At 46.5% G+C, this 23,023-nt stretch carries 16 protein-coding genes; 4 read left to right on the forward strand and 12 right to left on the reverse strand.

All coding sequences use genetic code 11. The annotated features are described in order from the left end of the window. Positions 1-296: 296 nt before the first annotated feature. Positions 297-959 (forward strand): repressor LexA, encoded by a 663-nt coding sequence (gene lexA / locus H6F51_10595; protein ID MBD1822935.1) that lies wholly within the window; start codon positions 297-299, stop codon positions 957-959. A 95-nt stretch (positions 960-1,054) separates the two neighbouring features. On the opposite strand, the gene H6F51_10600 is transcribed toward lexA, so the two are convergent. Next, a complete protein-coding gene (locus tag H6F51_10600) occupies positions 1,055-1,594 on the reverse strand; it encodes a hypothetical protein (protein MBD1822936.1) in 540 nt (179 codons plus the stop codon). Positions 1,595-1,604: 10 nt separating this feature from the next. Beyond that, positions 1,605-2,753, reverse strand: coding sequence for a ParM/StbA family protein (locus H6F51_10605; protein ID MBD1822937.1), 1,149 nt, complete (start codon positions 2,751-2,753; stop codon positions 1,605-1,607). 441 nt (positions 2,754-3,194) lie between these two features. Here H6F51_10605 and mobC point away from each other — a divergent pair, with 441 nt between their 5' ends. From mobC to H6F51_10620, 3 genes are read left to right on the forward strand one after another with little or no spacing between them, the layout of a single operon-like run. After that, entirely contained in the window at positions 3,195-3,587 is a 393-nt protein-coding gene (gene mobC / locus H6F51_10610) for a plasmid mobilization relaxosome protein MobC (GenBank protein MBD1822938.1), read from the forward strand. Further along, positions 3,584-5,401: a relaxase/mobilization nuclease domain-containing protein gene (locus tag H6F51_10615; GenBank protein MBD1822939.1), complete on the forward strand. Its 1,818-nt coding sequence runs from the start codon at positions 3,584-3,586 to the stop codon at positions 5,399-5,401. Before mobC ends, H6F51_10615 begins: the two co-directional genes overlap by 4 nt. 53 nt (positions 5,402-5,454) lie before the next feature. Beyond that, positions 5,455-6,237: an SDR family oxidoreductase gene (locus H6F51_10620; protein MBD1822940.1), complete on the forward strand. Its 783-nt coding sequence runs from the start codon at positions 5,455-5,457 to the stop codon at positions 6,235-6,237. 111 nt (positions 6,238-6,348) lie between these two features. On the opposite strand, the gene H6F51_10625 is transcribed toward H6F51_10620, so the two are convergent. From H6F51_10625 to H6F51_10670, 10 genes are all read right to left on the reverse strand, one after another. Beyond that, positions 6,349-14,070: a strawberry notch C-terminal domain-containing protein gene (locus H6F51_10625; GenBank protein MBD1822941.1), complete on the reverse strand. Its 7,722-nt coding sequence runs from the start codon at positions 14,068-14,070 to the stop codon at positions 6,349-6,351. Between the two features lie 88 nt (positions 14,071-14,158). Beyond that, a complete protein-coding gene (locus tag H6F51_10630) occupies positions 14,159-14,371 on the reverse strand; it encodes a hypothetical protein (protein ID MBD1822942.1) in 213 nt (70 codons plus the stop codon). Then, the gene (locus H6F51_10635; GenBank protein ID MBD1822943.1) at positions 14,356-14,628 is read right to left on the reverse strand and encodes a tetratricopeptide repeat protein; all 273 of its coding nucleotides are present in this window, start codon (positions 14,626-14,628) and stop codon (positions 14,356-14,358) included. Before H6F51_10635 ends, H6F51_10630 begins: the two co-directional genes overlap by 16 nt. 140 nt (positions 14,629-14,768) lie before the next feature. Next, positions 14,769-16,748 carry a hypothetical protein gene (locus tag H6F51_10640; GenBank protein MBD1822944.1) on the reverse strand — a complete coding sequence of 660 codons (1,980 nt, stop codon included), beginning with the start codon at positions 16,746-16,748 and terminating at the stop codon, positions 14,769-14,771. Between the two features lie 2 nt (positions 16,749-16,750). Continuing rightward, positions 16,751-17,131, reverse strand: coding sequence for a hypothetical protein (locus H6F51_10645; GenBank protein ID MBD1822945.1), 381 nt, complete (start codon positions 17,129-17,131; stop codon positions 16,751-16,753). Positions 17,132-17,157: 26 nt separating this feature from the next. Beyond that, positions 17,158-18,930, reverse strand: a complete 1,773-nt coding sequence (locus H6F51_10650) for a type IV secretory system conjugative DNA transfer family protein (protein ID MBD1822946.1) — start codon at positions 18,928-18,930, stop codon at positions 17,158-17,160. Next, positions 18,923-19,474, reverse strand: a complete 552-nt coding sequence (locus tag H6F51_10655) for a hypothetical protein (protein MBD1822947.1) — start codon at positions 19,472-19,474, stop codon at positions 18,923-18,925. The genes H6F51_10650 and H6F51_10655 overlap by 8 nt, the downstream gene beginning before the upstream one ends. Before the next feature lie 12 nt (positions 19,475-19,486). Next, the gene (locus H6F51_10660) at positions 19,487-19,987 is read right to left on the reverse strand and encodes a hypothetical protein (protein ID MBD1822948.1); all 501 of its coding nucleotides are present in this window, start codon (positions 19,985-19,987) and stop codon (positions 19,487-19,489) included. 21 nt (positions 19,988-20,008) lie between these two features. Continuing rightward, positions 20,009-22,291, reverse strand: a complete 2,283-nt coding sequence (locus tag H6F51_10665; protein ID MBD1822949.1) for a M23 family metallopeptidase — start codon at positions 22,289-22,291, stop codon at positions 20,009-20,011. Between the two features lie 16 nt (positions 22,292-22,307). Continuing rightward, on the reverse strand, positions 22,308-22,958 hold the full coding sequence (locus H6F51_10670; protein ID MBD1822950.1) for a hypothetical protein: 651 nt from the start codon (positions 22,956-22,958) through the stop codon (positions 22,308-22,310). Between the last annotated feature and the right edge of the window lie 65 nt (positions 22,959-23,023).

The following is a 23,023-nucleotide window of genomic DNA, read 5'->3' on the forward strand; positions in this document are numbered from 1 at the left end:
TGAATCCTAAGCCTTCTCGTTTCGCCTCGCCTAACTGTTAAGAAACGTGTGCGTTCGCCCTGGCGCAAACTGCGGTCGATTCAGAAAACACTCCAATTCATGTTACTGAAATTCCGAGCGTTGGGAATTTGGTGATAGAGCAAATTGTGTGGAGGCATGAAAATCTTCAGCAAATTGTCCAAGAGGCATTAGACGACTTGCGGTTCAGTGCGTAGTTATTAGAGCAGCCAGAAATTTTTAATACTTGTGAGTCTAATATTCGTGTAAAGTAGAACAATTGTTCTATATTATGTACGATGATTTTACTCACTCATAAGCAGCAACGCCTTGCAGACTGGATTGCGGATTATATGCAGGAGTTCGGCTACAGTCCGCTTATTGAGGAAATGAGAATTGGATTAGGCTATACCTCTTCTGCACCCGTACAGTCGCTTCTCGACATATTAGAGCGCGAAGGGGTCGTTGTTCGAGTTAGAAAATCGGCTCGAACGATTCGCTTTACTGAACAATGGCTGAGGCAACAACAGAGCAACCAAACTGCTCCATTATCACTACGACTTCCGATCGTGGGTACGATCGCGGCTCACAGTTTGGTTGAAGTTGTCTCTGACAATGAAATTGAGTGGCTTGATTTTCCACTATTTCCTGGAAGCAAGCCTTCAGGCATTGAGAAGTGGTTTGTTCTGCGAGTTTGGGGCGACAGCATGATTGATGCTCTGATTGACCACAACGATCTTGTGATCCTTAAACCAGAGCCGAATGCTGACGCAGTTAAGAACGGCGCGATCGTTGCAGCCAGAGTAGGGACACAAACCACGCTGAAATATTTTTATCGCGACGATGAACACGTCACCCTCAAACCTGCAAACCCAAACTACTCTGATACTTCTGTTGCTGAAACAGAAGTTGAAATTCAAGGTGTTTTTGTGGGATTGATTCGAGGATTGCTAGAAAACTAACTCTGCTGAGTTGAATCACAAGACGAATCAGAGTCAACAAAAACCTTTAATAATCTATTAGGACTGCAAGCAGCTGACAGAGCATGGATTTGGTACTAAAGCTCGGAATCAAACAGATCTTCGCTATCGTACCACTGCTCTTTCGGCGTTTGATTAGACGATTCGCTTGCAGAGGTCAGGTCTGTCTCAGAATTATTTGAGTTCGCGATCGGAGTTGTTGCGATACCCGTAGCAGTCAGTTGCTCGATGTTGTTCATCTCCATTGTTCGATTAGCGGCAAGAAGAGAAAGTAATTGTTGAGAGGGATGGGCTGCCATTGCTCCTACTGATCCTTCCGGTGGTGAGTTTTGGTCAATCCCGAAAGTCGATTGAAGATAAGTAATCTGCTGCCGCAGTTGATGAATGGCATCTTGAGCAATCCGCTTCATTTGAGCATCAGAGAGCGATAGTTCTCCTTGTTCGCGACGAAGCTGATACGCGATCGGCATCCAATACGCCCGCAGCGCCCACAGCAGCATTTCCTTATGTGAGTACGATTGATGACGTTCGTTCTTGATGCAATCCAGCAAAATCCCATCGGGACTTTCTGCCGCAACTTGAATTCTGACTCGGTAATCAAACTTTCTCGTAGACATTCAGTCATCCTCAACGTGCAACCGTCATTCCTTCTGTCAGTCTACTGACTTTGCCACCCAATAGCTTGAAGACACCAAATGCATCCGAAACTCGGCAAGCGAGAACCGGATCAATTGGAGTCGTTAGCGATCGATGAATTTGATCTTGTAGATTCATTGCCCACGACACTTCTAAGTCATATTGAGCGAAAAAATCTTCCAATTCGTCTTTGAAATACAAAGCTGTACCTCCAGAAATAATCACTTCGTCAAACTCGTAGAGATCTTGCCCCAAGGTTGACTTCATCCAATCCAGTAAATCACGGAGGTATCGATTTCGAGACTGCGCGATCGCGTCTTGAAGCTGCTCCACTTTGCGATCGACTTCGGCTTCGGTCACGACCATTCGAGCAATGCGATCTAATCGTTTGGAATTCTGTTGCGCTTCAAAAATGTACTCAGTCAATCGTCCAGCATCTTTCGCATCAAGATTTAGAGAAGCACGCGCCACGATCTCATCAATCAATTGCTCAAATCCTAATCGAATGCCGTGACCGCTTTGCGGTGTACCTTGCTTGAAGGGTAGCAATGACGCATCTCGCTGACCGATCATCGTGACCAGAATGTTCTTGTGATTAAACGACTGAGGTGCATCGTTGCGCCGACTTTGGGCAAGTCCGGCTCCTTCTGGCTTCACTTCTAGCAGTAGCGGTGAAACAAAGTAGCGCCGCCCTCGGAAATTAAAGCCAGCGAGATTATGCTCCAGCAAATCATGAAAAGCTTTACGGTCTTGATATTCCTTGTAGGGCAGCAGAGCTGAAAGCGCGATCGTGAATTGTTCGGGTAGGTTTGCGGTTTCTGCGATCGCGCCAATGATTGCTAAAGCTTTGTAAGCTGCAAACTCGTACTTACTCAATCCGGTCGGTACTTTCCCGCGCATCTGCTGTGCTTTCATGCCCAAAACATAAATCTTGCCGTTGAACAGCTCGATGAAGGCATCATTTTCCGGTCTGCCTCCAGAAAGTCCGGTATCGATTAGATCATCGGGGGAAATTTCCAGAAACTCCGGTCCCATCAATAAAAGTTCAGTGTTGCCCTGCGACCAACGTTTCCAGAACACTTTACTTTGAGAGGTTCCGGTGTCGATCGTCAAAATGATGTCTGGCTGTGAATCAATCATCATATTTTCCTTGGATTAAATCTGCTGTGGTAGATGCCTAGATTCAGCTTTTTTGCTCTCGAATCCTTAGACCAACCAGAGGTAGTCACCGATAGCTTTGAGTTGAGTGGTGACAGTTAGAAGGTCGAATGAAGGTAACAAACGCTTAGTAGAGTAGAGCAATTGTTGTCTTTTCACTACCCTACCGCGAATCAAACTCAGTTTCAAGAGCGAAAAGGTATTTAGTAGGTAAATTAAGGCAAAAAATAGATAAATGAAGTTCAAAAATAGGTAACAGACGTAAAAATAGAGTTAAAAACCAAGTAGGATTGAAAGCTATAGGCGTTTGACTCGATGAACTCAGCGAAGCTTCGATTTTGAGTCATTCGAGGCGAAGAGCAAGCAGTGTTTTTGATATCAGAAATGAGGACTTTATCAACGAAAATAAGGGAAATGCGATCAATGCCGAGACAGCGAAAATCGCCGACTGGAGAATTGAGAACGCTGGCAGTTCCGGTGTACATGAGTTCAACAGAGCGGCAAAACTTGGGAGAGCGAGCAGGCTCACTGAGCCTGAGTGAGTATCTATTGATGGCGGGATTAGGGCAGCACGTTCCCCAGCGGCGGCAACCGCTTCCAGTTCCCGAACTCAATCGATTGACCTACTTAGAGTTAGAGAAAATTGGTCGCAATCTCAATCAAATTTCTAAAGCTTGTCATGTTGCTATTCGTGACGGGCGAGGCTGCAATGTGAACAGCGATGAAATAGAAGCGATCATTGCAATGATTCGACAGCTTCGACTCGAAGTGATTGCTGCAACGATCGACGTAGAAACTGAAGATGATGAGTTGTGATCGGTAAAATTGTTCAAGGCAAAAGTTTTCGCGGTCTTCTGAATTACTTACACGGTAAGGAAGGAGCGCAATGCGTCGGCGGTAATATGGCAGGCGAAACGCCGCGCGAATTAGCCGCAGAATTTCGAGTGGCAAGAGCATTAAATCGTCGTCTCAAGAAGGCAGTTTGTCATGTCTCTTTGTCTTTACCTAAGCATGAACGGTTAGACAATGAGCAATGGTTAGCGATCGCGGCAGATTACATTACAGAAATGGGCTACGAGAACTGTCAATATGTGGTGTATCGGCATCACGATCAAGACCATGATCATGTTCACCTCGCAATCTGTCGGATTCGGATCACAGATGGCAAGACAGTTAACGACTCCTGGGAGAAACGTCGAGCCGAAACACTGATCCGATCGTTAGAGCAGCAATATCAGCTTGAGAGTGTTCAGCCGAGTTGGGAGAAACTCGAAGCGGCTCCGACAACAGGAGAAATGCGGCGGTTCGAGCGAACGGGAGAACTGCCAGTACGAGTCCGGCTGCAAGCTCAGATTGATCAAGCGGCTGACGAAAGTTTGTCGATCGCACAATTTATTTATGAGCTAAAAGATCAAGGGATTGGGATTCGGCTTCGCATTGCTCAAAATCAACGCATTACAGGAATTAGCTATTGCTTCGATGACATTGCCTTTAGCGGCAGCAAACTCGGTCGAGCTTACACTTTTCCAGGACTTCAAAAGCACAAGGGACTCCACTATGACCACGCCACAGAATTTGAGGCAACTTGCCAAGCAGCAGACACAACCGCACCAAGAGCAGGGATTGATGCAGCCATTGTTGCAGAGTTTGAGCGAATCGCTGAACGCCTTGGAAGCTCGATTACACAACCTAGAGACAGAGTTGATCGAAACCAAGCAGTATCTGAGTTTTCTACAACAGATTCATCAAGAACTGGTCAACTGCCAACGGTGCTTAAGTCAGCAGAACCAGAATCAGCAACAAACGAACATCGAATTATCCCAGATCAATCAGTATCTATCCCATCAGACTCAAATCGACAGCAACCAGTTAGAGCAGCTAACTCGCATGAGTCAAGAATTGGCGTTGCTCAAGAACGAGACGATCGCAGTGGGGCAAAATCAGGCAGTGATTCACCGATCGTTCCACGACTTCAACCAATCGTTTCTAGTTTTGCAGGAGCGACTGACCAATCTCGAAGACAGGACGGGACAACGATTAGCAACACTGACGCAACAAACCGAGCGGATTCACCAAACGATTCCGAACAAAACAGCGTTTCCTCTGAAGCTATTTCTGAGCGGGGAAGTCGTGACGTATCGCGGGATTCTGGGAACGCTGACTTTCTCCGGAGTGCTGATGGCAGCGATCGTTTGGATTCTGCTACAGCTTCTACCGTCAGCCAATCAGAATCGAGTTCATCAACTGGTGAACAGCAGCGAGATCCGACTCGAACGACTCGAACAGGGACAGCAGCAAATTCTGGACAAACTGGGGATTCAACCACAAAAGAAATAAAGCTCAACGAAGATCAGCAGCGGTGGAAACGCTACAGCTTCGGCGTTCAAGCTAGCAATACCGTGAAGCTGAATCAACTCGTGGCAAGACGGGCATTTGAAGATGGGCAATCCCCGCAGGCGATCGCACGAATGTTAGTTTACAGCCCATTTGTGCAAGAGATGGTTGGAAAACACAGGAGTTCAGAGACAATTCAAGCCTACATCCGTCAAACCGTTCATGAAGCCTGCCAGAAAGAGCAACAGCATCAGCGGAAGCTGCAAAAGCAGCGAGCATTCAACTTGGAAACTTAATTGCTTGTGGAGGTTGGAGATAATTCTGCTGTGCGTCTGTATTGTTAGGTAGGATTAGATACCAGAAAAATGAGAAATTTAAAGTTGTGAAAGATAGAGGCGAAAAAAGAGTTGCGCTTGTTACTGGTTCGACATCTGGGATAGGGATGGCGATCGCACAGCGGCTTGCTGAAGATGGCTTTGCGGTTGCTTTTCATTCCAAGTCTTCGGTGTTAGCTGGGCGGTCATTAGCGGAAGCGTATCTCGGTGCATCTTATTTTCAAGCTGATCTGTCTGACCAAAGCCAGTCTCGTGGTTTGATTACTAATGTTTTGTCGCATCACGGGCGGTTAGATGTCTTAGTCAACAATGCAGGGATTAGTGCGACGATTTCACACTCATCTCTGAAGGAAGCCTCACCGGAGATCTGGCGAAATCTCTACGAGGTCAATGTCATTGCTCCTTGGACACTGATTGCAGAGGCTGAAAACGCGCTACGTCAGGCATCAAGTCGTGAATGTCCTAGCTGCATTCTCAATATCAGTTCTCATGCTGGTATTCGTCCGAAAGGGGCCTCAATTCCGTATTCCGTGAGTAAAGCCGCTCTAAATCACATGACAAAGTTGCTCGCATTGAGTCTTGCACCATTGATTCGTGTGAATGCAATCGCGCCGGGTTTAGTTGAAACCCCGATGAGCAAGGATTGGACAGCAGCACGAAAGCTTTGGGAAGAACGATCACCGATGGGTCGTGGGGCACAACCAGAAGAGATCGCACAAGTAGCTTCGATGCTAGTTGGGAGTCACTATCTTACGGGCGAGATTTTGATTTCAGACGGAGGGCTAAATCTCACTTGACAGCTTAAATCTATGACTATCAACCTGACTGGAGCCGATTATAAAGATTTTAGTATCGAAAGCAAATTGTGCTGTTGTAGCTGCTTGTGTGCTTAGGGAGTTGAAGAGCATTTATCCTATTTCAACTCCCTGGCAGGACTTTTTTGGTGGTACTGATTGCGCTGGCTGAACTTCTGAAGCTTGCGGGTTTTGACGAGCGGTTGCATGAGTATGCGCTTGCTGCTTATGGGTCTGAAAATCTTGCTGCATAGCAGATTTTGCTTTATCGGACAAAGCCTCACCATCGACAAAGGCTCTCGCAACTTCGGTGATCCGTTTAAGGTAGTTCGGTGCTCGTCCTAATTCCCCAGCAACTCGATGCCACTTCCAGAGTGATCGCAATGTCTGTTTGTCGCCTCGATCGTATTCTCCAGCTTTTACTTTGTCGGAATGATGCTCAATTAGAAGTCGATCGTTCCAATCCTTTCCCTGCGCTGGAGTCATCCGCGTAATACCGGGAAGCATTTCTGCGAAACGCCACGCCATCTTCTCACCGGGTTTGTCTGCGTCGAATGCGGCGATTACCTGTCCACCTTGATCAAGAATTTCCTGAAGAGCAGTTGTTGGAATTGCGCCAGAGCCATCGGTTGATAAATAAATCGATACGGTTGTTGCGTCAGGTGACTTTTCTTTTTCCAACACTGCTAGAGAAATGGCATCGATCGGTGATTCAGTCAGAACAACACGATTAACTTCGCCATTTGCTGATCTCAACCAGAACCACCCGTTTTCACGAGAAGAACCAGGAGCTAATCCATGAAAGGCGTGTTCTGAGTCGCGTGTACCGCGCAGACTTGCACCTGTAACTTCGTGGCGCGACCATGCTTGATCGTTGTGCTGGTCTCCATACCGTAGAAAAACTGCATTACGATGATCATCTGCATAAATTAGCCCTGTCTCATGGAAGCGATCGATCCAGGTTACGGGCAGTCCTCGCGTTTCAATAAGGTACTGTCGTACTGCTGTCCAATGTTCTTCATTGCATGGCGGTAATTCCAGCGAACGAGGTTCTTTTTGCGTCAAGGATGATTGAGCTTGGACAGAAGCGGGTAGCGTTTGTCCTGAAAGCCACTGAACTGCTTCTTTGAACTCAACTTTGCGGACGTGCATAACTAAATCGATCGCGCCTCCACCTCCTTGGTCAGCTAACCAATCCATGAATTTGCCGTCATTGATGCTGATGATGTGTCCTGCATCCTTCCACTTGTTTTTGTCACGTCGATCTTTCTGAAGACCCAAACTGGCTGCTACGGCTTCTAAATCAAAATTTCTTACCTCTTTAGCGAGTGCTGAAATGTCGATCGAGCTTGTTTGATTAGTATCTAAGCGAGGTTGAAGGAAGTGAGCAGAAGAGCCAGGTTGATCCTTGGCAATGGTAGTTTGAACTTCCGAATCACGTTCTGTTGAAGTCAATGTTTCAGGGATTTGTGAGGTCGTGTAATCGCTTTCCCAAGTTGGGTCGTGTCCTTGAACATCTACCTGATAGTCCCTCTCGACTTCAGAATAATCGTTTACATCAAAGAGAGTGGTTTCTACTTCAGTGCTAGTTTCAGATGCTTGCTCTGGTTCAGAGGCTTGACTCGATTCGGTCTCTAGTGAATGTCCGCTCGTTGATAACTCAGTGTGAACGAATGCTTCTTCTGGCTGGTGTATTCCTTGATTGACAATAACGCTGTGCCCTTGTGATTCTAAATAGGTTGTGAATCGCTCGATCGCTCCTGACCAGGCTGGAATTGATATGAAGGGGATTCGTCCAACAGTTCCGCCAGCATCTCGGCTTGTTAAGGTTAAATTTAATGCGGTCGCGATCGTATCCGCATCCTCAAAGTAAGCCGTGTAAAAATCACCAGAAGCAGAGCGCTGAAAGACTAAAGCATCGGGATGTTGGTCTTTAACGCTCAGGTAGTCGATCGCAAATGCAGCAAGATCGGTGCGATCAATCTTGTTATTGACGGACTCCGGTGTTTGTAGAGTTGCATCTTCTGTTTTTGCCTCAGTTTCCGATGATTGTTGATACTTCTCGATCGCGGATTGGACTGCTAACCCTGTATTTCTTCGTCCAACAACGGGTTCTAAGATTTCGGCTAACCGCTCCTGTAAGAGTGAATGAGAAGTATAGGTATAAAAAGCCCTTGTGATTGCATTGACTTCTTCTGACTCTAAACGAATGGTGTTGCCGTCTCCGAACTCAAGCAGTGAGTTATCTTGCCTTGTTTCAACTACATTCCTTGGGTCTTCTGCTACAACTTCGGTAGGCTGGACTGGTTGAACCTCTCTTGCTTGACGAGCTGCCTCTGCAAATCCTTGATCGAGAATGTTGCGGGAAAACAACTGAGCAAAGCTTTTATCGTATGATCTCAACTCCCCACCCCTTACTGGATTCTGCACCGCTACTTCCCGTAGAGTTAGATCTCCTGTTGGGGCTAGATTAAAAACCATTTCAGTATCGATGAAAAGATCACCGTAGCTATCTTCTAGCCAATGAATGAAATGAATAACCCCATCGTGCCGCTCGATCGTCAGTGGAATGTAAGGAGCGTTTTCAATTTGCAGATAAAACTCTGAATCTGCCATCACTGCCTCACTCAGCCCAGCTTGCTCCAGAAATCTTGCAACGTTTTTCTCTGCTCGTCCAGACTGATATTTTGTAGCAGCGACTCGAAGCGATGCGGGATTCTCCGGTTCCAGCATCGGTTGCGGTTGGCGTGAGAAATCATCGAGATGTGGCTCAACCAGAATCAGTGGAATGGTTTGTTCAGGTTGGGAGTTTGCTGTCTGCTGTTCTAATTTCTTTGGTGTGGCAAGCTGTTCTTGCTGAGTTTGATTGTGAACGGGTTGTACGATCGTTAGCTCTGGCAATTTGATATCTAATAAATCTCGCGCTTGGTCTTTATAATCGAAGGCTGCCAACGTCCATCGCTTCTGCTGAAGGATGACTGAGAGAACTTGATCAATACGCTCTTCTGGCACAATCAATTCCATTCGCTCATGAACTGAGTAAAACTCGTTGCCTGCGGCTGCAATAATGTCTGAATCCAGGGAATACTGGTCTCCGGCTCCGGACTTCAGCGTTTGCAAAACAAATCTAGTTGCACTGCTATTGCCTAATCGCATGGATGCCTGAGTGCGAACTGTAAAGAGTTCATCTAATGTTTTGACTGATGCTTGATACTGGGTTGCATCGGTGAGAAATGCTTTTACGTGAGCGGGTTCTTTGAATGCAACAGGTTCCGATCGGAGTGCCTCTTGAATGTCGAATCCCGCAGGCATAATTAGTCCTTGGACGACATCGCCGCGATCGTTCGTGTAATTCAGAAACCTTCCGTTTGGATACTTCTCGTATGCTCGAATTGGATTGCCCGTAAAAATCTGCATCTCGGTGCGCTGATTCTGCTGTTGGCGCAAGTCGAAGGCTTCGTAGATATCTTCTCCACTCCAGTTCGTTTCCTGCCGCATTACTTGCGTCATTGCATCCTGCTTACCGCGATTAAATTTTGAAAGCGGGATCGTTAATTGTTGACAGCGATGATCGACTAGAACTTGAACTTTCCAGTTTGTGGGTGCGATCGGGCTTCCTTTTTGTCCTTTCTGACTGATGCGCGAAACAACGCCATAAAAGACATTTCCTTCCGGTGACACAACTCTTACAGGTGTGCCTGGTGGTGTTTGTCTCAAAACTTGTGTGAGATGCCGCATTTGGTCGTTAAGCTTGTCGGTGAAACGATCTTTTGCACCTGGTGTGCTTTTCGTCAGCAGCATTTCTCGACGATACGATCGCGTTTCTTCTCTCAACTTGGTTAACAATTCTTGCGATCGCTGATTAGCAATTTGAGCGACGGCTTCAAAATCATGGTCAGCCACATTCTCAACCGGAGGTAAATCAAGACTTTGCCGGACGGCATCAATCACCTGAAGTTGACTAAACGGCTTGACCGGAACCTTAGCATTAACAACTTCTAGGGAAACTGCACCTGTAAACTCACTTTTAACGCCACTATCATCGGGAATGGCCTCCATTTGCGCGATCGTTTGAGCATCTAAATCAAGTTGATCCGCTTTTAAGACGCTTTCACCCATTGCTTCTTTTTGAGCGATGAGTTCTCTTGTTTCGTTTTCAATGAGTGTGTAAAGTTCTTCTTGCTCCTGAATGGTGAGCAGAGGGATGCGCCCGGTTACGCGTTTAATCACAGCAATCTCAGAATCATCACTGCCGACCTCTAACGGGTAACTCAATTTTGCTTGTAATTCATAATCCTCTTCGAGAAGTTCCCGAACGACTTCTTCACCGTAGACGTTCATGAAATCTACGACGTTTGCAACAGACATCTGCGATTCACGCGATGCGGTGACATTAGCGTTGAGTTCTGCCATTTTCTTTGCCAGCAGTGCCCCTAACCGTTTCTCGGCAGGCAAATCGCTCATCAACAAATCAAACCGGGGTTTGACAACTTGCCCGTAGCGATCAATGCGTCCGAACAATTGCATAACGAGATTGATGTCTCGTTCCGCTTGTGCAATAATCAGCCGTCGCGGTCGCTGATCTGCAAACTTTTCGGAAGCGTGAAGGTTGATTCCTGTAGCTCCAGAGCGATTCAGAATAACAGCATCTAAATCCCCTCGGTTGAACTGGTTGATAATATCGACTCGCGCCTGTGGGCTGGTTTCGCTACTAGAGCGGAGTCCATAGCTCATTCCTCCCGCATGGCTATATTCAATAATGTGGCTGCGTCCGGTGATTTCATCGACTCGATAGCCTTCTTGAGTTAATCGCCAACGGATGTAATCGATCGAGCTAAGGGGAATGCTAGACAAGTCAGTTTCGTCGATTAACTCTTGAGCTTCTTCATAAGCAGCAACGGCATCAGATCCAATCTCTTCATCGGTTAAGCGACGGCGAGTTTTTTTGCCCCAGCGGTCAGTTTCAATCACGTCTCTGGAGCGTTCTAAATATCGCTCTAGTACGTTCCCAAAAGTGATACTAATTGATTGCCCTGGTTCAATGCTATTTTCCTCGGTGTACCATTCGATGAAACTACCCATCGTGTTGGCAACCCCGATTAAGGGCTTTTCGCCTCGTTCAATCGTTGCGATCGCTTCTTGTACTGCGACTTCTGCTTTCTGTGCCAGTAAGCTTTGATCGATCGCATTGTGCATTAACGAGGTGAAATTTGTAGATCTCGCTCCAGCCGCTCCGGTCGTGCCATCCTCACTCAAAGCTTTAGCTTCAGCTTTCAGACGTTTCTTAAGTTTATTTACGCCTGCTTGTTTGGCATCGTCGAAATCGTTGATTGCTCTCATTACAGCAGAAATGCCTTCTGCAATATCTCGATCGACTGGAACTATTTTCGCTGTAAAAGAGATACCTTCCATCGAGCGGCTGCGCCGGAGCATTTGTCCAGAGGCAACAAATTTTGTCGCAAACATCTGCTGAAGTGGAACCCCACCCGCTTTGAGAATCATTTCTAAGCTGTAGAGATTATTGACAGCATATCGAGCGTCACTACGCCGCGCATAAAGATCGACAACACCTGCATTTTTAATCGCAGTTGCAGACATGAAGGTTGCTCCAGCGCTCTTATCAACCAGTTCTCGGGCAAATTCGGCACGACTGGAATAAATGCCACCATCATCTTGAGATTTATCGCTTCTCCCTCCAGCTTCGTGAGCTTCATCAAAGATAAAAACAGCTTGAGGCGCGATCGCGCGAAAGAACTCCCGCCGAAATGGTTCTTTCTGTTGCACAGTTTGAAGCTGTGTGTAGGTCGTAAAGATTGCATCGTAGTTGCCGAGTCCCTGCTGCATAATCTGTCGCATTTGCTCGGTTTGAGTGGCAGCATCACCTGTTAGTAATTGCCTGCCGTCTTCTAAATCGAGAGTTAATTTGTTGTCGGTTGCGAAGACGCGCATTCTGGGCTTACCGATGTCTGCTAAATCTGTCAGCATCGACGTATAAAGATTCGCCTTTTGCGTCACGAACACTGGAATATGACCTTGACGGGCAGCATCGACAATATTGGCTGCACCAAAGCGTCCTTTGCCGTTTCCAGTCTTGTCACCATTCAGAAAGATGTTGCCGCGATCGCGTTGATGGAAAGCAAGCGCGATCGCATCGATTTGCTCTGCATAAAGATACTGCCACATCTGTTCGGTAGAGTCATAGCCTAACCGTTGGCAGACAAACTCATCGATATCACCAACCGCTTGTTCAAGATGATCGAGAGCAATTTGAGCAGCGGTTGCCATATTCGTTGGAATCAGATTATGTGCCGATTGTCCCTTTGATCGAGAAATGTAAGAAACATCAAAAGTTTGAGTTGCTACGATCGGTTCAGTGGAATTGTTAGAAGATTGTTCTACCATTGCTTGATTTCCATTCGTTTCAATGCTGGAAGTTGTTGCTAAAAATCTGCGTTCATGCCGTAAGTCAGGGTCGCTAACCAGTTCTCTAATGTGATTTTGTTGTGTTCGTTCAGCCACACTTTCTGCATTTGTGGCTCGGTCGTGGGTAGCGTGATCGGAAAATCTATCGATAGCTTTTGCATTAGGGTTTCGTTGCGATCGATTAATGTCTCTGCCCAGTCGTCCATCCACTCGGGCAGCGGAACGAGTTCCCCAGTATCTTGCTCGGTTAGTCTCGGTGCTTCCTGATATGACAAAAGATTGTTGAGTACGATCGTCAATCTGCGGTGTGTTTGTTCCTGTGTTTCTTGAGTTTGTTCCATCCAGCTTTGAATCAACCACACGATGCGTTCTGATAGAAGCGCTTTGTATTGCGATCGTGTCATTTGCCTCATTTCGGCTGGAAGTCTGATGATGAACAATTCCGAGTCGTTCGACTGCGCTGGTCTCCAGATCTGGGGATGTTTGGTGTAATTGTTCATCGGGAATTAACTCCTTGAGTTGAGAGAATGACTTGTAGATGCCTGGAACATCAGCAGCAGGTAGAATTCGTTGAGATTGCCCTCTTCCTTCAATCACAATCAAATCAATTGGAAATCCTGCGCCTTGCTTGCGATAAAGTGAACCCCAAATAGAAAAATGCTGTATAACCTTGTATTGCTCATAAAGGGTGGCGTAGAAGCTTCGAGATTCAAGCGTGTTGTACCGCCCAGATCTTCTTTCCTCGTCGTCTCCGAGTTTGCCACCTAGAATGAGGACAGCACGACCGTCATTTTTAAGGGATTGCAAGGCGAGTAGCGCGATCGCTTGATCAACTTGGATAGTTTTTCTGGGACTGCCTAGAATTTGAAATCGTTTCGTCTGACCTTCAACTTTGACCACACCAAACGGCGGATTACAAATCACGCGATCGTGCAGTTTTCCTGGTTGATACTCGGCTGCATCACATCTTGTGACGGTAAAGCCTTGTGCCCGAAGATCGGCGGCTCGATCAACATTAATTTCATTCACTGTTACGTTTGCAGGATTTGCTGCAATTAACAATGCTCCATGTCCGGCTGTAGGCTCATATACCGTTGTTCCCGCATCAATTTTTGCAAGTACCGACGCAAGAAACGCGATCGGAATTGGGGTGCTATATGCCTGCTGAAGCACGCTTGTAGATGAGCGAACATTTAGAACGGGTTGACGACTGTGTAAGTTGACCAAACGATCATAAGCTTCGTAAGTTGTTGCTGATGTTTCAACGATTTGCCGAGCTGCTCGAACAATTCCGGCTTCAACCGATTCATCCACCAATTTCGCTAAGGCTGTTCCAGGTAAAACAGGCTGATGAAGAATCAGAGAGGCCTGCTGACGAGCAGCGACGATCGTTGAAAAGTGACCTCCTTCCATGAAATGGTTTGCAAAATAACTAACGAGTTGTGGATTGCTCACCGCTCAGAGCCTCCCAAACGAAATCTTTACTAATGGGCTGAAAATGCTACAGAAACACTCCGAGCAGCACCGCACAAAACCGAATGCCTGAAGGTAAACGACACAACGCAGGGATTGGAGAAAGTAGGACTGCAAGACCAAGGTAAAGCATCATCAGATGAACTTTGTGAAACACAAGCATTACTGCTGCGATCTCGACAAACGCAACACAAAAAATTAACTCAAGTGATCGAGAAAGTTTGGTTAAATGATTTCGCATTGTTCTATTTCCTCTGGTTCAGTTGTTGAATTAACAGGTCTATGGTTTGAACTTCGTTGCGATCGCCCTGGACTTGTGCAATTTCTTTTGCTTTTTGATACTTCTGCAAAACATCTTGAGGACGGTTTAGCCCTTCGAGCGCGAGACCCTGATGAACGTCCACTTTCGTCATTGGGGCAAAGCGCAACGGCTTGAGTGTAGTCTTTCAGGGCTTTTTCGTAGCTGCCGTTTTTCTCGTAAAGATTACCTCGCCGCAGAAACTCATCCGCAGTTTTAGGTTAAGAAATAATCTTTTCTGGCGGTGCATTTCCTTGCTCAATTCCGATCCAAATGAAAAGTGGAAATGCAACCACCATGCTGATCGCGCATAGTTTGAGAAAACTAAACATAACGCCTCCTAGCTCAACTCCATTCCAGACGCCTGCTTTTGATTGGAACGACTTTTCTCTTGGGTCGCATCCTGCTGACGTTCAGCGGTTTGCAGTTGATCGGCTAGGCGATCGAAATGAGCGAAATCATTTGGCTGTAACCTCGACATCACGCGCCCATCGTCTCGACGATACACCACACCTCGACCATCGCGCTTATCAGTGATTTTTAGGAAATTATCTTCACCGATCTCAAACTTAAATCGACCTTTCTCTTTATCCCAAACTCTGGCATTTTGAGAATGGAGAAAGGCTCGAACCGTTTGCTCCACGCGCTGAGTTTTTGCACCGTATCGCGCCTCGACATCTAACTCTCCAATAGGCGTAAGTGATTTATCCTGACGCATCTGCTGAAAGCCTGCTTGATGTGCGGAGGTTAAACGATCACTTTTCGAGAGAATTTGAATACTTCGATGTTGGATTCCAGGTATAGGAGACTTTGTTGCTTTGAATCGCATCAACTCTCCAGTTGCATCGTTGACAATATAGATATTTGCTCCCTTTAAACTAACTTTGAAATTGCCCACTTCATACGTTTTCTCGCTGGTGCGAAGATGTCCACGATCAAAAAGTTCTAACGATGATCGTGCAATGCTTTGATCTCGCATTGTTTCTGGACGAGAGGCTAACCAACTCATTGTTTCTCGTAAACCTTGCCCCAATCCTTGAACAACTTGCTGTTTCCAGTTTTGATGAGTTGCCTGAAGAAGCTGTTTCGTTGCTCCATCGGGAAGTTTAGTGGCTTCTCGTTGGGCAACTGTGATCGCAGGCAAAGTGTTTTCACCATGGGCTGACATGGGCGTAAGATCAGCCGTTAAATCGACTCGATCTTCTGAATGAGATTGAATTCCTTCAATTAGATTTGAGCGCTGGGGCTGAAGCCGTTGAAAAGTTTCCCAATCATGTCCAGTCGATCCATAGTCCCAAACTTGTCCCTCTCTCACCGTTAGAACTAACTCATCATTTCCGCGCATGACAGTTAAGCCGTTTGCATCTTGAGTAATTTTGTAGTCGGCGATTGCAACTGTGTCGTACAACGGCTTTTCATCACCTAGAGGATTCATTAGGAACTGTGCCGTGTGTGCGATGTCTTGGGCTTGAAGATTCTGAGCTTGCCAATCTAGACTTAGATCTTCTGGTGGCGGCTCATTTGACTCCATGCACCATTGAAGCTCCTCAGCTTGCTTGTATGCCTCACTGATTTCATTAAGAGCCGTAGGAATATCGTTCGGAGCGATCACTAGAATTTGTCCTTCACGAGTCGTTTGAAGCACAGTTTTTTCTTGAGATGCAACGATCAGGGTGCCGTTGTCTGCAATGTCGATAATGGTAAAGTTCTTAGACTGATAATGACGGTTTTCAGTTGGCGTTGTAACTCCTTGTAGATCTAAAACAGATTGGGCAAGAATCCTAAGCTGTTGCGCTTGCTGTAGTTGCTGTTGCTGCTCAGTTAAACTAGACTGTGCTTGCAAGCTTGTCGCTTCCGTATTTCGAGTGCGTTTGTCAGTGATTGTACTTTGATTACCTAAATTGTTTTTCTCAGATCGACTTTGCTGTTGAATCTGAAATGCGATTTGATTTACGGTTACGATTCCGTCGCTTTCTTCACGAAATAGAACGGTATCACCATCCTTGATTTCGATCGCTGGAATCTTGCCTTGATACTTCTTCGGATCAACGTCGTCTGTTACGGGTCTTTGCAGTGCATCAAAAATTGTTTTGAGTCGATCAGGAGTCAACTCATTGCGAAATTCTCCTCGTGCCATCTGCCCATAAATCAAACGTCGCCCCATTTGGATTCGCATTGTTTTGGGTGGTTCTGATTGTTGAGCGCGAGAAGAGCCTAAAGCACTAATCATTCCGCGTGTAGCTTGCGCGATCGCACTCAACAATTGAGCTTGATCTTCTTGCATTGCCTGTGCTTCTGTTGGACTAACGGTAAAGGCCATGATTAATCCTCCTCGTGTAGCAATCCTTGGAGCGCGATCGCTTGAGCCACTCCTTCAACCCGATTCACCACATACTCTCCGCCAACTTGAAAGACAGCCGTTTCTCCGTCGAAGCGGTATTCAACAAACGGTGGCTGATAATCTGGCTCACAGTAGCGAAGGTAAACAACTTGTCCTTTCTCAGAGCGAATGTAGGGAATGTCATCAAATAACACTTCGACAACAGTTGGAACGTAGCCTGGAGGTAGAAGTGGTAGATGTCTAGCACGAATGAGTTCAATAACAATCTCTGGTTCTTTGGCAAGAACTGAGATTGCTGCTTCGGATAATTCCCACTCTTGTAATAGAGCTTGAATGTCCTGCGTTTTGAATGTTTGTACCATGTTAGTTTCTCTCGATGCTTCAGAAATTAATACTCGGTGTAATCATCTGCGTTATACGAATCATCAGCCACTGTGTCTTGAGCATCTATGTTTTGATTATCACCATCGAATTTGTCTGTAGAAACTTCATTACTCGATTCAAGCGGAAACTGGCTTTCTGCGATCTGTTGCCGTTTTTCTGCTTCTGCATCAAGTTCGGCTTCTGTAATTTGCAGCGCTGCCATTCGCTCAGTTAGGCGATCTCTCACGCTCTCTTGCCATAGTTTTTCACTCACTTGTTGAAGCTGATCCTCACGTTTAGGAATCTTCAGCTTGAGCTTTAGAGGAACTGAAGCTTCTCCCTGTCCCTTGTATGCTGGATTAATGAAAACGCATTCACCCTGATCGAGCTTGAGAATCTCATCGACAGTCAGCAATGAAACTTTCTGATATTGCTCGTTCCGACTTGTGCTGCGCTGCATGCCATAGCTGTGAGATCGCGTATATAGCCGAACTTCTTTTTCGCCTAAATAGCGTGAGACCAGAGCAGCCGTTTCATCGTCGCGTGGGTTAAAAAATACTTTTGTTCCACAGGCAGCAAAGATTGCTTTTGATAGTTCTCGTCCGTAAGTATGTTGCAGTTGAGCAAAATTTTGATAACCCAGAATTGGACAAAGCCCATAGGAGCGAAACTCATTAATCCATTTTGGTAAGCCATCTAAATACAAGGTTGGCAACTCATCTAAACTCACGACTAATGGTTCTTTTCGGGGTTGAGAAAAGTTTCGAGCAACAATTAGATGAAGCATTGCAGCGAGTAGGGGCGCAACGACATCGCGTTTCTGTGTATCCACTTGGAGAAATAGAATTTGCTTTCCAGCCAGGTCGAGCGGAATGGTGGTTTCTCCGGCGAAACTGGCAATCAGATCTTTGCCAATGAATTTATCGAAGGTGCGTTGAGCCGTTGCAACAATTCCTGCAACTTGTTTTTCGGCATCTTCTGAGGACAGTATTTGGCTAAAGCTTTCAAGCGTCCAAGTTGGAATTTTGTTTGCTTCTCCGGCTTGTCGAATGCGAGTTGGTAGATTAGGAAGATTTAGAATCTTCTTTGCCATGAGCAGATCAGGGTACAGCGTTGTTTTCGCCAACAGCATTACCGCTTCAACCAGTTTTTGCCCAGCACTAGAGAAGAAATCATTTTCGCTGGCATTGCTACCGCGACGAGTGTTTTTATAAATGACTTCGGCAAGCTGTCCTGCCATAAGAGAGTCTGCCGAATCGCGCACAAAGTCTAGCGGGTTACAAACCCCGGTGTAAGGGAAACCAGGTGCAAAGACATGAACGCGATATCCTTGCGCCGCAGCGTAGGCAGCGTGTGCCTCGATTTGTGCGCCCTTGAAATCGTAAACCACGATCGCAAATCCTTGCGCGATCGCATCTCGGATCATCGGATCAATAATGCTGTAAGTCTTGCCGCTATTAGGCGCACCGCAAACAGCAATACCCTGCTGCATTTCGGGAACTTCTAACGTTCCTGCTCTCAGTGTGACTCGATTATGTTTTCTTTGATTCCGTTGTCGATGCGCGATTGTGCTTGCGACTCGCTTTTCTGCACGACCGCCGAGCCGCCCCGTTGAAATTTTGCCTTTCTTAGAATTCAAGAGATTCATACTAATGCTGAAAAGACATAATCCAAGTAATAACAGTCCCATTCCCGACTTCATCAAAGCTTGGGTTGTATTGAATAGCGTTGTTGATGCAGCATGACTAATCTCAGCGATATTGCTTCGATTGTTTTGCCTAACATTGACATTACTCATACCTTTTGGGTAGCACTTGAATTTCTACAATTTCATATCCTTTACCGTTGAAAGCAAACGTCAATTGCTTAATCTGTTTGTCGTTTAACTGATTAATCTTCAAGGTTGGTAGCCCGTTCCGAATTATGGAAGACGGTTCGATGAGAGAAACTTTGCGAGGAAGTTGCGGCTTAAGGTAGTGGTCAAGGACTTGTTGATATCGATCTTTAGCCGTGGAAACATAGCCCAAGAATTTGCAACCTAATGCACCACATAAAGGATTTTCTTGTGGATGGGTCGCCTCGTTCGCGCTGCGTGTATCAATGAGAAAAAGCGGCTTGGATTGCCCGGATTGAAAAAGCTTCCAAACCTTCATTCGTCCAGCGTCACCAGCAAAGTCAGGACTTAAGTTCTCTTTAATAACTTGTTGCATCAGACCTGGAGGTGCAGATCGAGCCGCTTCTTGCCAACCCGTTTCAGTTGATGCACTTTTCATTGCAAGAACTGCGATCGTACCCGCAAGAATTAGACTCACAAATGCCATCAATCGAAATCTAAGCCGCATAACTCTCTTCTCCTACTGATTGGCTTTCCCTGAACGAATTCCTAGCTGTTGCAATGCCCAAGCTTCCTCGTCAAACCAGCGATCGCTACTTGAACGTTTGACTTGTTGCTCAAATGCGGTTCTACCGATGCGTTTGATTTCTCTTTGATAGCGTTTTAGGGTTAGTTGACGTGCAACCGTTTGCGGAACTGCACTTGCTAGTGCTAATCGATCGCCGGTCGGATTGTAGAATTCTCTTCGACAGCTTTTGTTAGCGATCGAGATAATCAAATCGCTGGCAATTGGATCGCCTTGCTCGTAGGCAGCGAGTAGATAATAGCTCTTATCTTGCGCTGCGGTGGAACCAATCAGTTCAGTACGAGCCACTTGAGCTTTAGGAATACAGGAATTGACAGCCGCAGGAATATTGTTTGATTGAGCGAAGGAAGGCGCGACTTCAAGGATTATCCACCCAACAAATAGCAGTACCCCGATTCTGAGAAACACTGATTTCTTGAAAAACTTGTGCATCATACCTTAACTCCTGGCTAACGACTACAACTTGAGATATTTTCTTGGATCGACTGCTGTTCCACTAAAGGGCTGTCCTGGTGTTGCACCAGTGCGAACTTCAAAATGTAAGTGTGATCCTGTGCCAACGCCCGTATGTCCACTTCGAGCAATTACTTGTCCTTGACCAACAGATGACCCTACCTGAGTCGTCATTGTGGACAGGTGAGCATAACGAGTTTGCATTCCGTTGCTATGCTCGACGATGACCACATTCCCGTAGCCCTCTGCCCAACCTGCATAAATGACTTTACCGCCGTCTGCTGCACGAACTGAGGTTCCTCCAGGTGTGCCAAGATCGAGTCCGCGATGAAAACTGCTGCAACCCGCGCAGGGACTCTCACGCGCTCCAAAGCCGCTAGTAATGGGATACCCTTGTGCAGGATTAATTAAGCGCCCAGATGATTTTACGTTAGCTGATTTAACGCAATCACCATTGCGCTTGGCAGCGGATTTGTAGTTTCTAGCAAGTTCTTGACCGTAAGTTTTGAGTGTTAATCGTCCGTGTCCATCAGTTGCATTGCCGTCAATTGGAGCATACGGACCGCCAAAGTGAATTTGCCCGATTCGCTCGATTAAGCGATCGCCGGAAAAGCCTTCGCGTTGAGCCTGTTGAATATTGCGAGTTTGATCAGCCTTGAAAATGCTGTCTTGAGCCGAAGCTGGAAAGAAGCGGGTAATTTCTGCTTCGCTGATCGATGCCCCAGAATCTGCTTTGGCGAGAAAGGCTGCTCCACTTTCTTGTCGTCCAATCAATGCCCGCACATCGGAGCGGTAGGACATATATTGATAGCGTCCTAATCCTCGTCCGCAATTCCCATCGCCATCGCAGACAAAGCTACCCGCCGATCCATAGTTCCCTTCAATGCTCGAAAATGCTCCGGCAAGTGCTTTGAAATCAACATTGCCTGCCCCAATTCCACAAATTCCTTCACCATCGTCAAATGCTGCTTCTTGATAACCTGGTAATGCTTCTGCGGGAATTCCCATTGCCCTAGCTCGATCGATGACTCCTTCAGGAATCGATGCCCCACTGGACGCACCGCCTTGAGCGTCGAGTAAGCCTGTGAAGATGGGTTGTTTCTCGTGATAATTCAGAAATGGAACTGGACCTAAAAAGTAAGGTGTACAGCCCAAGTCAGGCAATCCATGTTTACAGATGCGGAAATGTAGTGCCGTAGAAACTGTGCCCGTTGATTCATCAACCTCCCAAACCGAAACTTTGAATGCGTCTCCGAAGGGATGTCGCCCGGTCGGTTCTTTCCCACCATTGACTGCGCCTAAAATGCCAGAGCCGCCTTTCACTTTCTGATATTTGCCAGAGATCCATTGCTTGCCGTAAAGCGGCGGTGCGCCAGCAAGTTCGATGTAAGCGCAGCTCTCTTTGCAAGCGACTTGAAAGCCTTCGCGATCGCTGCCTGAAATCGTATTGCGTCGATCGCTTTCTGCTGTTCCGTACACGACATCGACGATGCCGATCATCCCCGTCACTTGGACAGGATTCGGCATTTGAGCCAGTGGCACATTTCCTAATCCTGGTACTTCTGAGATTAAGCTATTTTCCCAATTGGCTAAATTCTGTAGCGGAACGTTCTGTAGATTGGGAATGTCCGCGATCGAGAATTGCTCAAGTTTCTGCCCAAGCTGCCCTAGACTGAGTCGCCCAAACTCAGGATTCGCGCTCAAAATTTCTGCGATCGTGCTGTCCGAGTTAGGATTAAACCCAGGTGTTCCCGGAAACTTTTGGCTAAACAGTGCTGAAATTGCGGGAACTTGACTCAACCGATAACTATCTAAGCCAGGAATTGCAGTGACTAACTGATCAAGAGTTTGCTGTGTTGCAGCCTTGAAGTTGGATAGGGCAACTTGTTTTAGATCGAGCCGAGTGAGTTGAGCGATCGTGTAGAGGTTGAAAAACTGAGGATACAGACTCGTTTGAAAGTCTCCTAGCTTCAAATAACTATCTGCGGTTTGTCCTGCTCTCCAATGGCGAGAAAGGTCATACCCCAAGGCTTCATTCAAGTCTGAAGGCGCAGTGAACTCACCATCTTTGAGAATGGGTGGAAGCGAATGAAGCGTAATCTCTGACCAATCAGGAATTCGAGCATATTGCCCATCCCACTCAACCGAAGCAATCGGTAGTGTTCCCTCAACATCTGGACTAGCGGCAACGCTTGCTGGAAAGAGTAGCGTAATGCAGACGATTGCAAGCCCAATGATGAGTGATTTTAGAATCGTAGTTCGTCGGATTCCACCCGTGCTAATCATGGTTCGATTTCAATGACTATACCGACTGTGTTTTCAATCCCATTTCAACGAGCCGTGCGATTAGCTGTTGAGAAACACCCACTTGTCTTGCAGCATCAGCAACCTGGACTCCGTTTCTAACCAGAGTGATTAAAGACTCTAAGCGATTCCACAGCGCATCCCGCCGCGAAATCAATCGCCGCGCCGCAGCAACTTGTAAGCCTTGCTCGATTAACTCTGCTCCTGAACTTCCTCGAATGCGAGTGGCAACAGATGTTGAGGTTATTCGGTTCGGCTGAATGGCGATCGCAGAATAACGAGGACTGCCAGAATTTGGGAAGGTCAAGCGAAAGGTGTAAAGATTGCGATCGCTCATCACCGTTAGCAAAGTTGTCGCTGTCGCAGGCAAGTTGGGAAACTTCAAACGCTGAATTCGACGTAGATGAATGACGCTTGCAGTGCATGAGTTTTGCCGATTCGCGTTTTGGCAGATGGCATCATCAAAATCGAGTGTGACCTGTGACGGATCATCGAGCCAAGCCTTGCGAATGGTTTCGCGAGTCGGACGAAAATCTAACGATACTCCATGACCTGCATGAAGCTCGATCGTGGTTAATGAGCTTTGCCGAGTTGTTGAAATAGCAGAATTAGTGCGATCGCTGCGTGTTTGCGCGTGAGCAGGTGACATTGTTCCTATGGCAAACATTGAAATGCCAACAGCTAAAAGTAAATGCTTCATATCGTGACGATAAA

This window comes from Cyanobacteria bacterium FACHB-DQ100, assembly GCA_014695195.1.
Classification (GTDB): domain Bacteria; phylum Cyanobacteriota; class Cyanobacteriia; order Leptolyngbyales; family Leptolyngbyaceae; genus Leptolyngbya.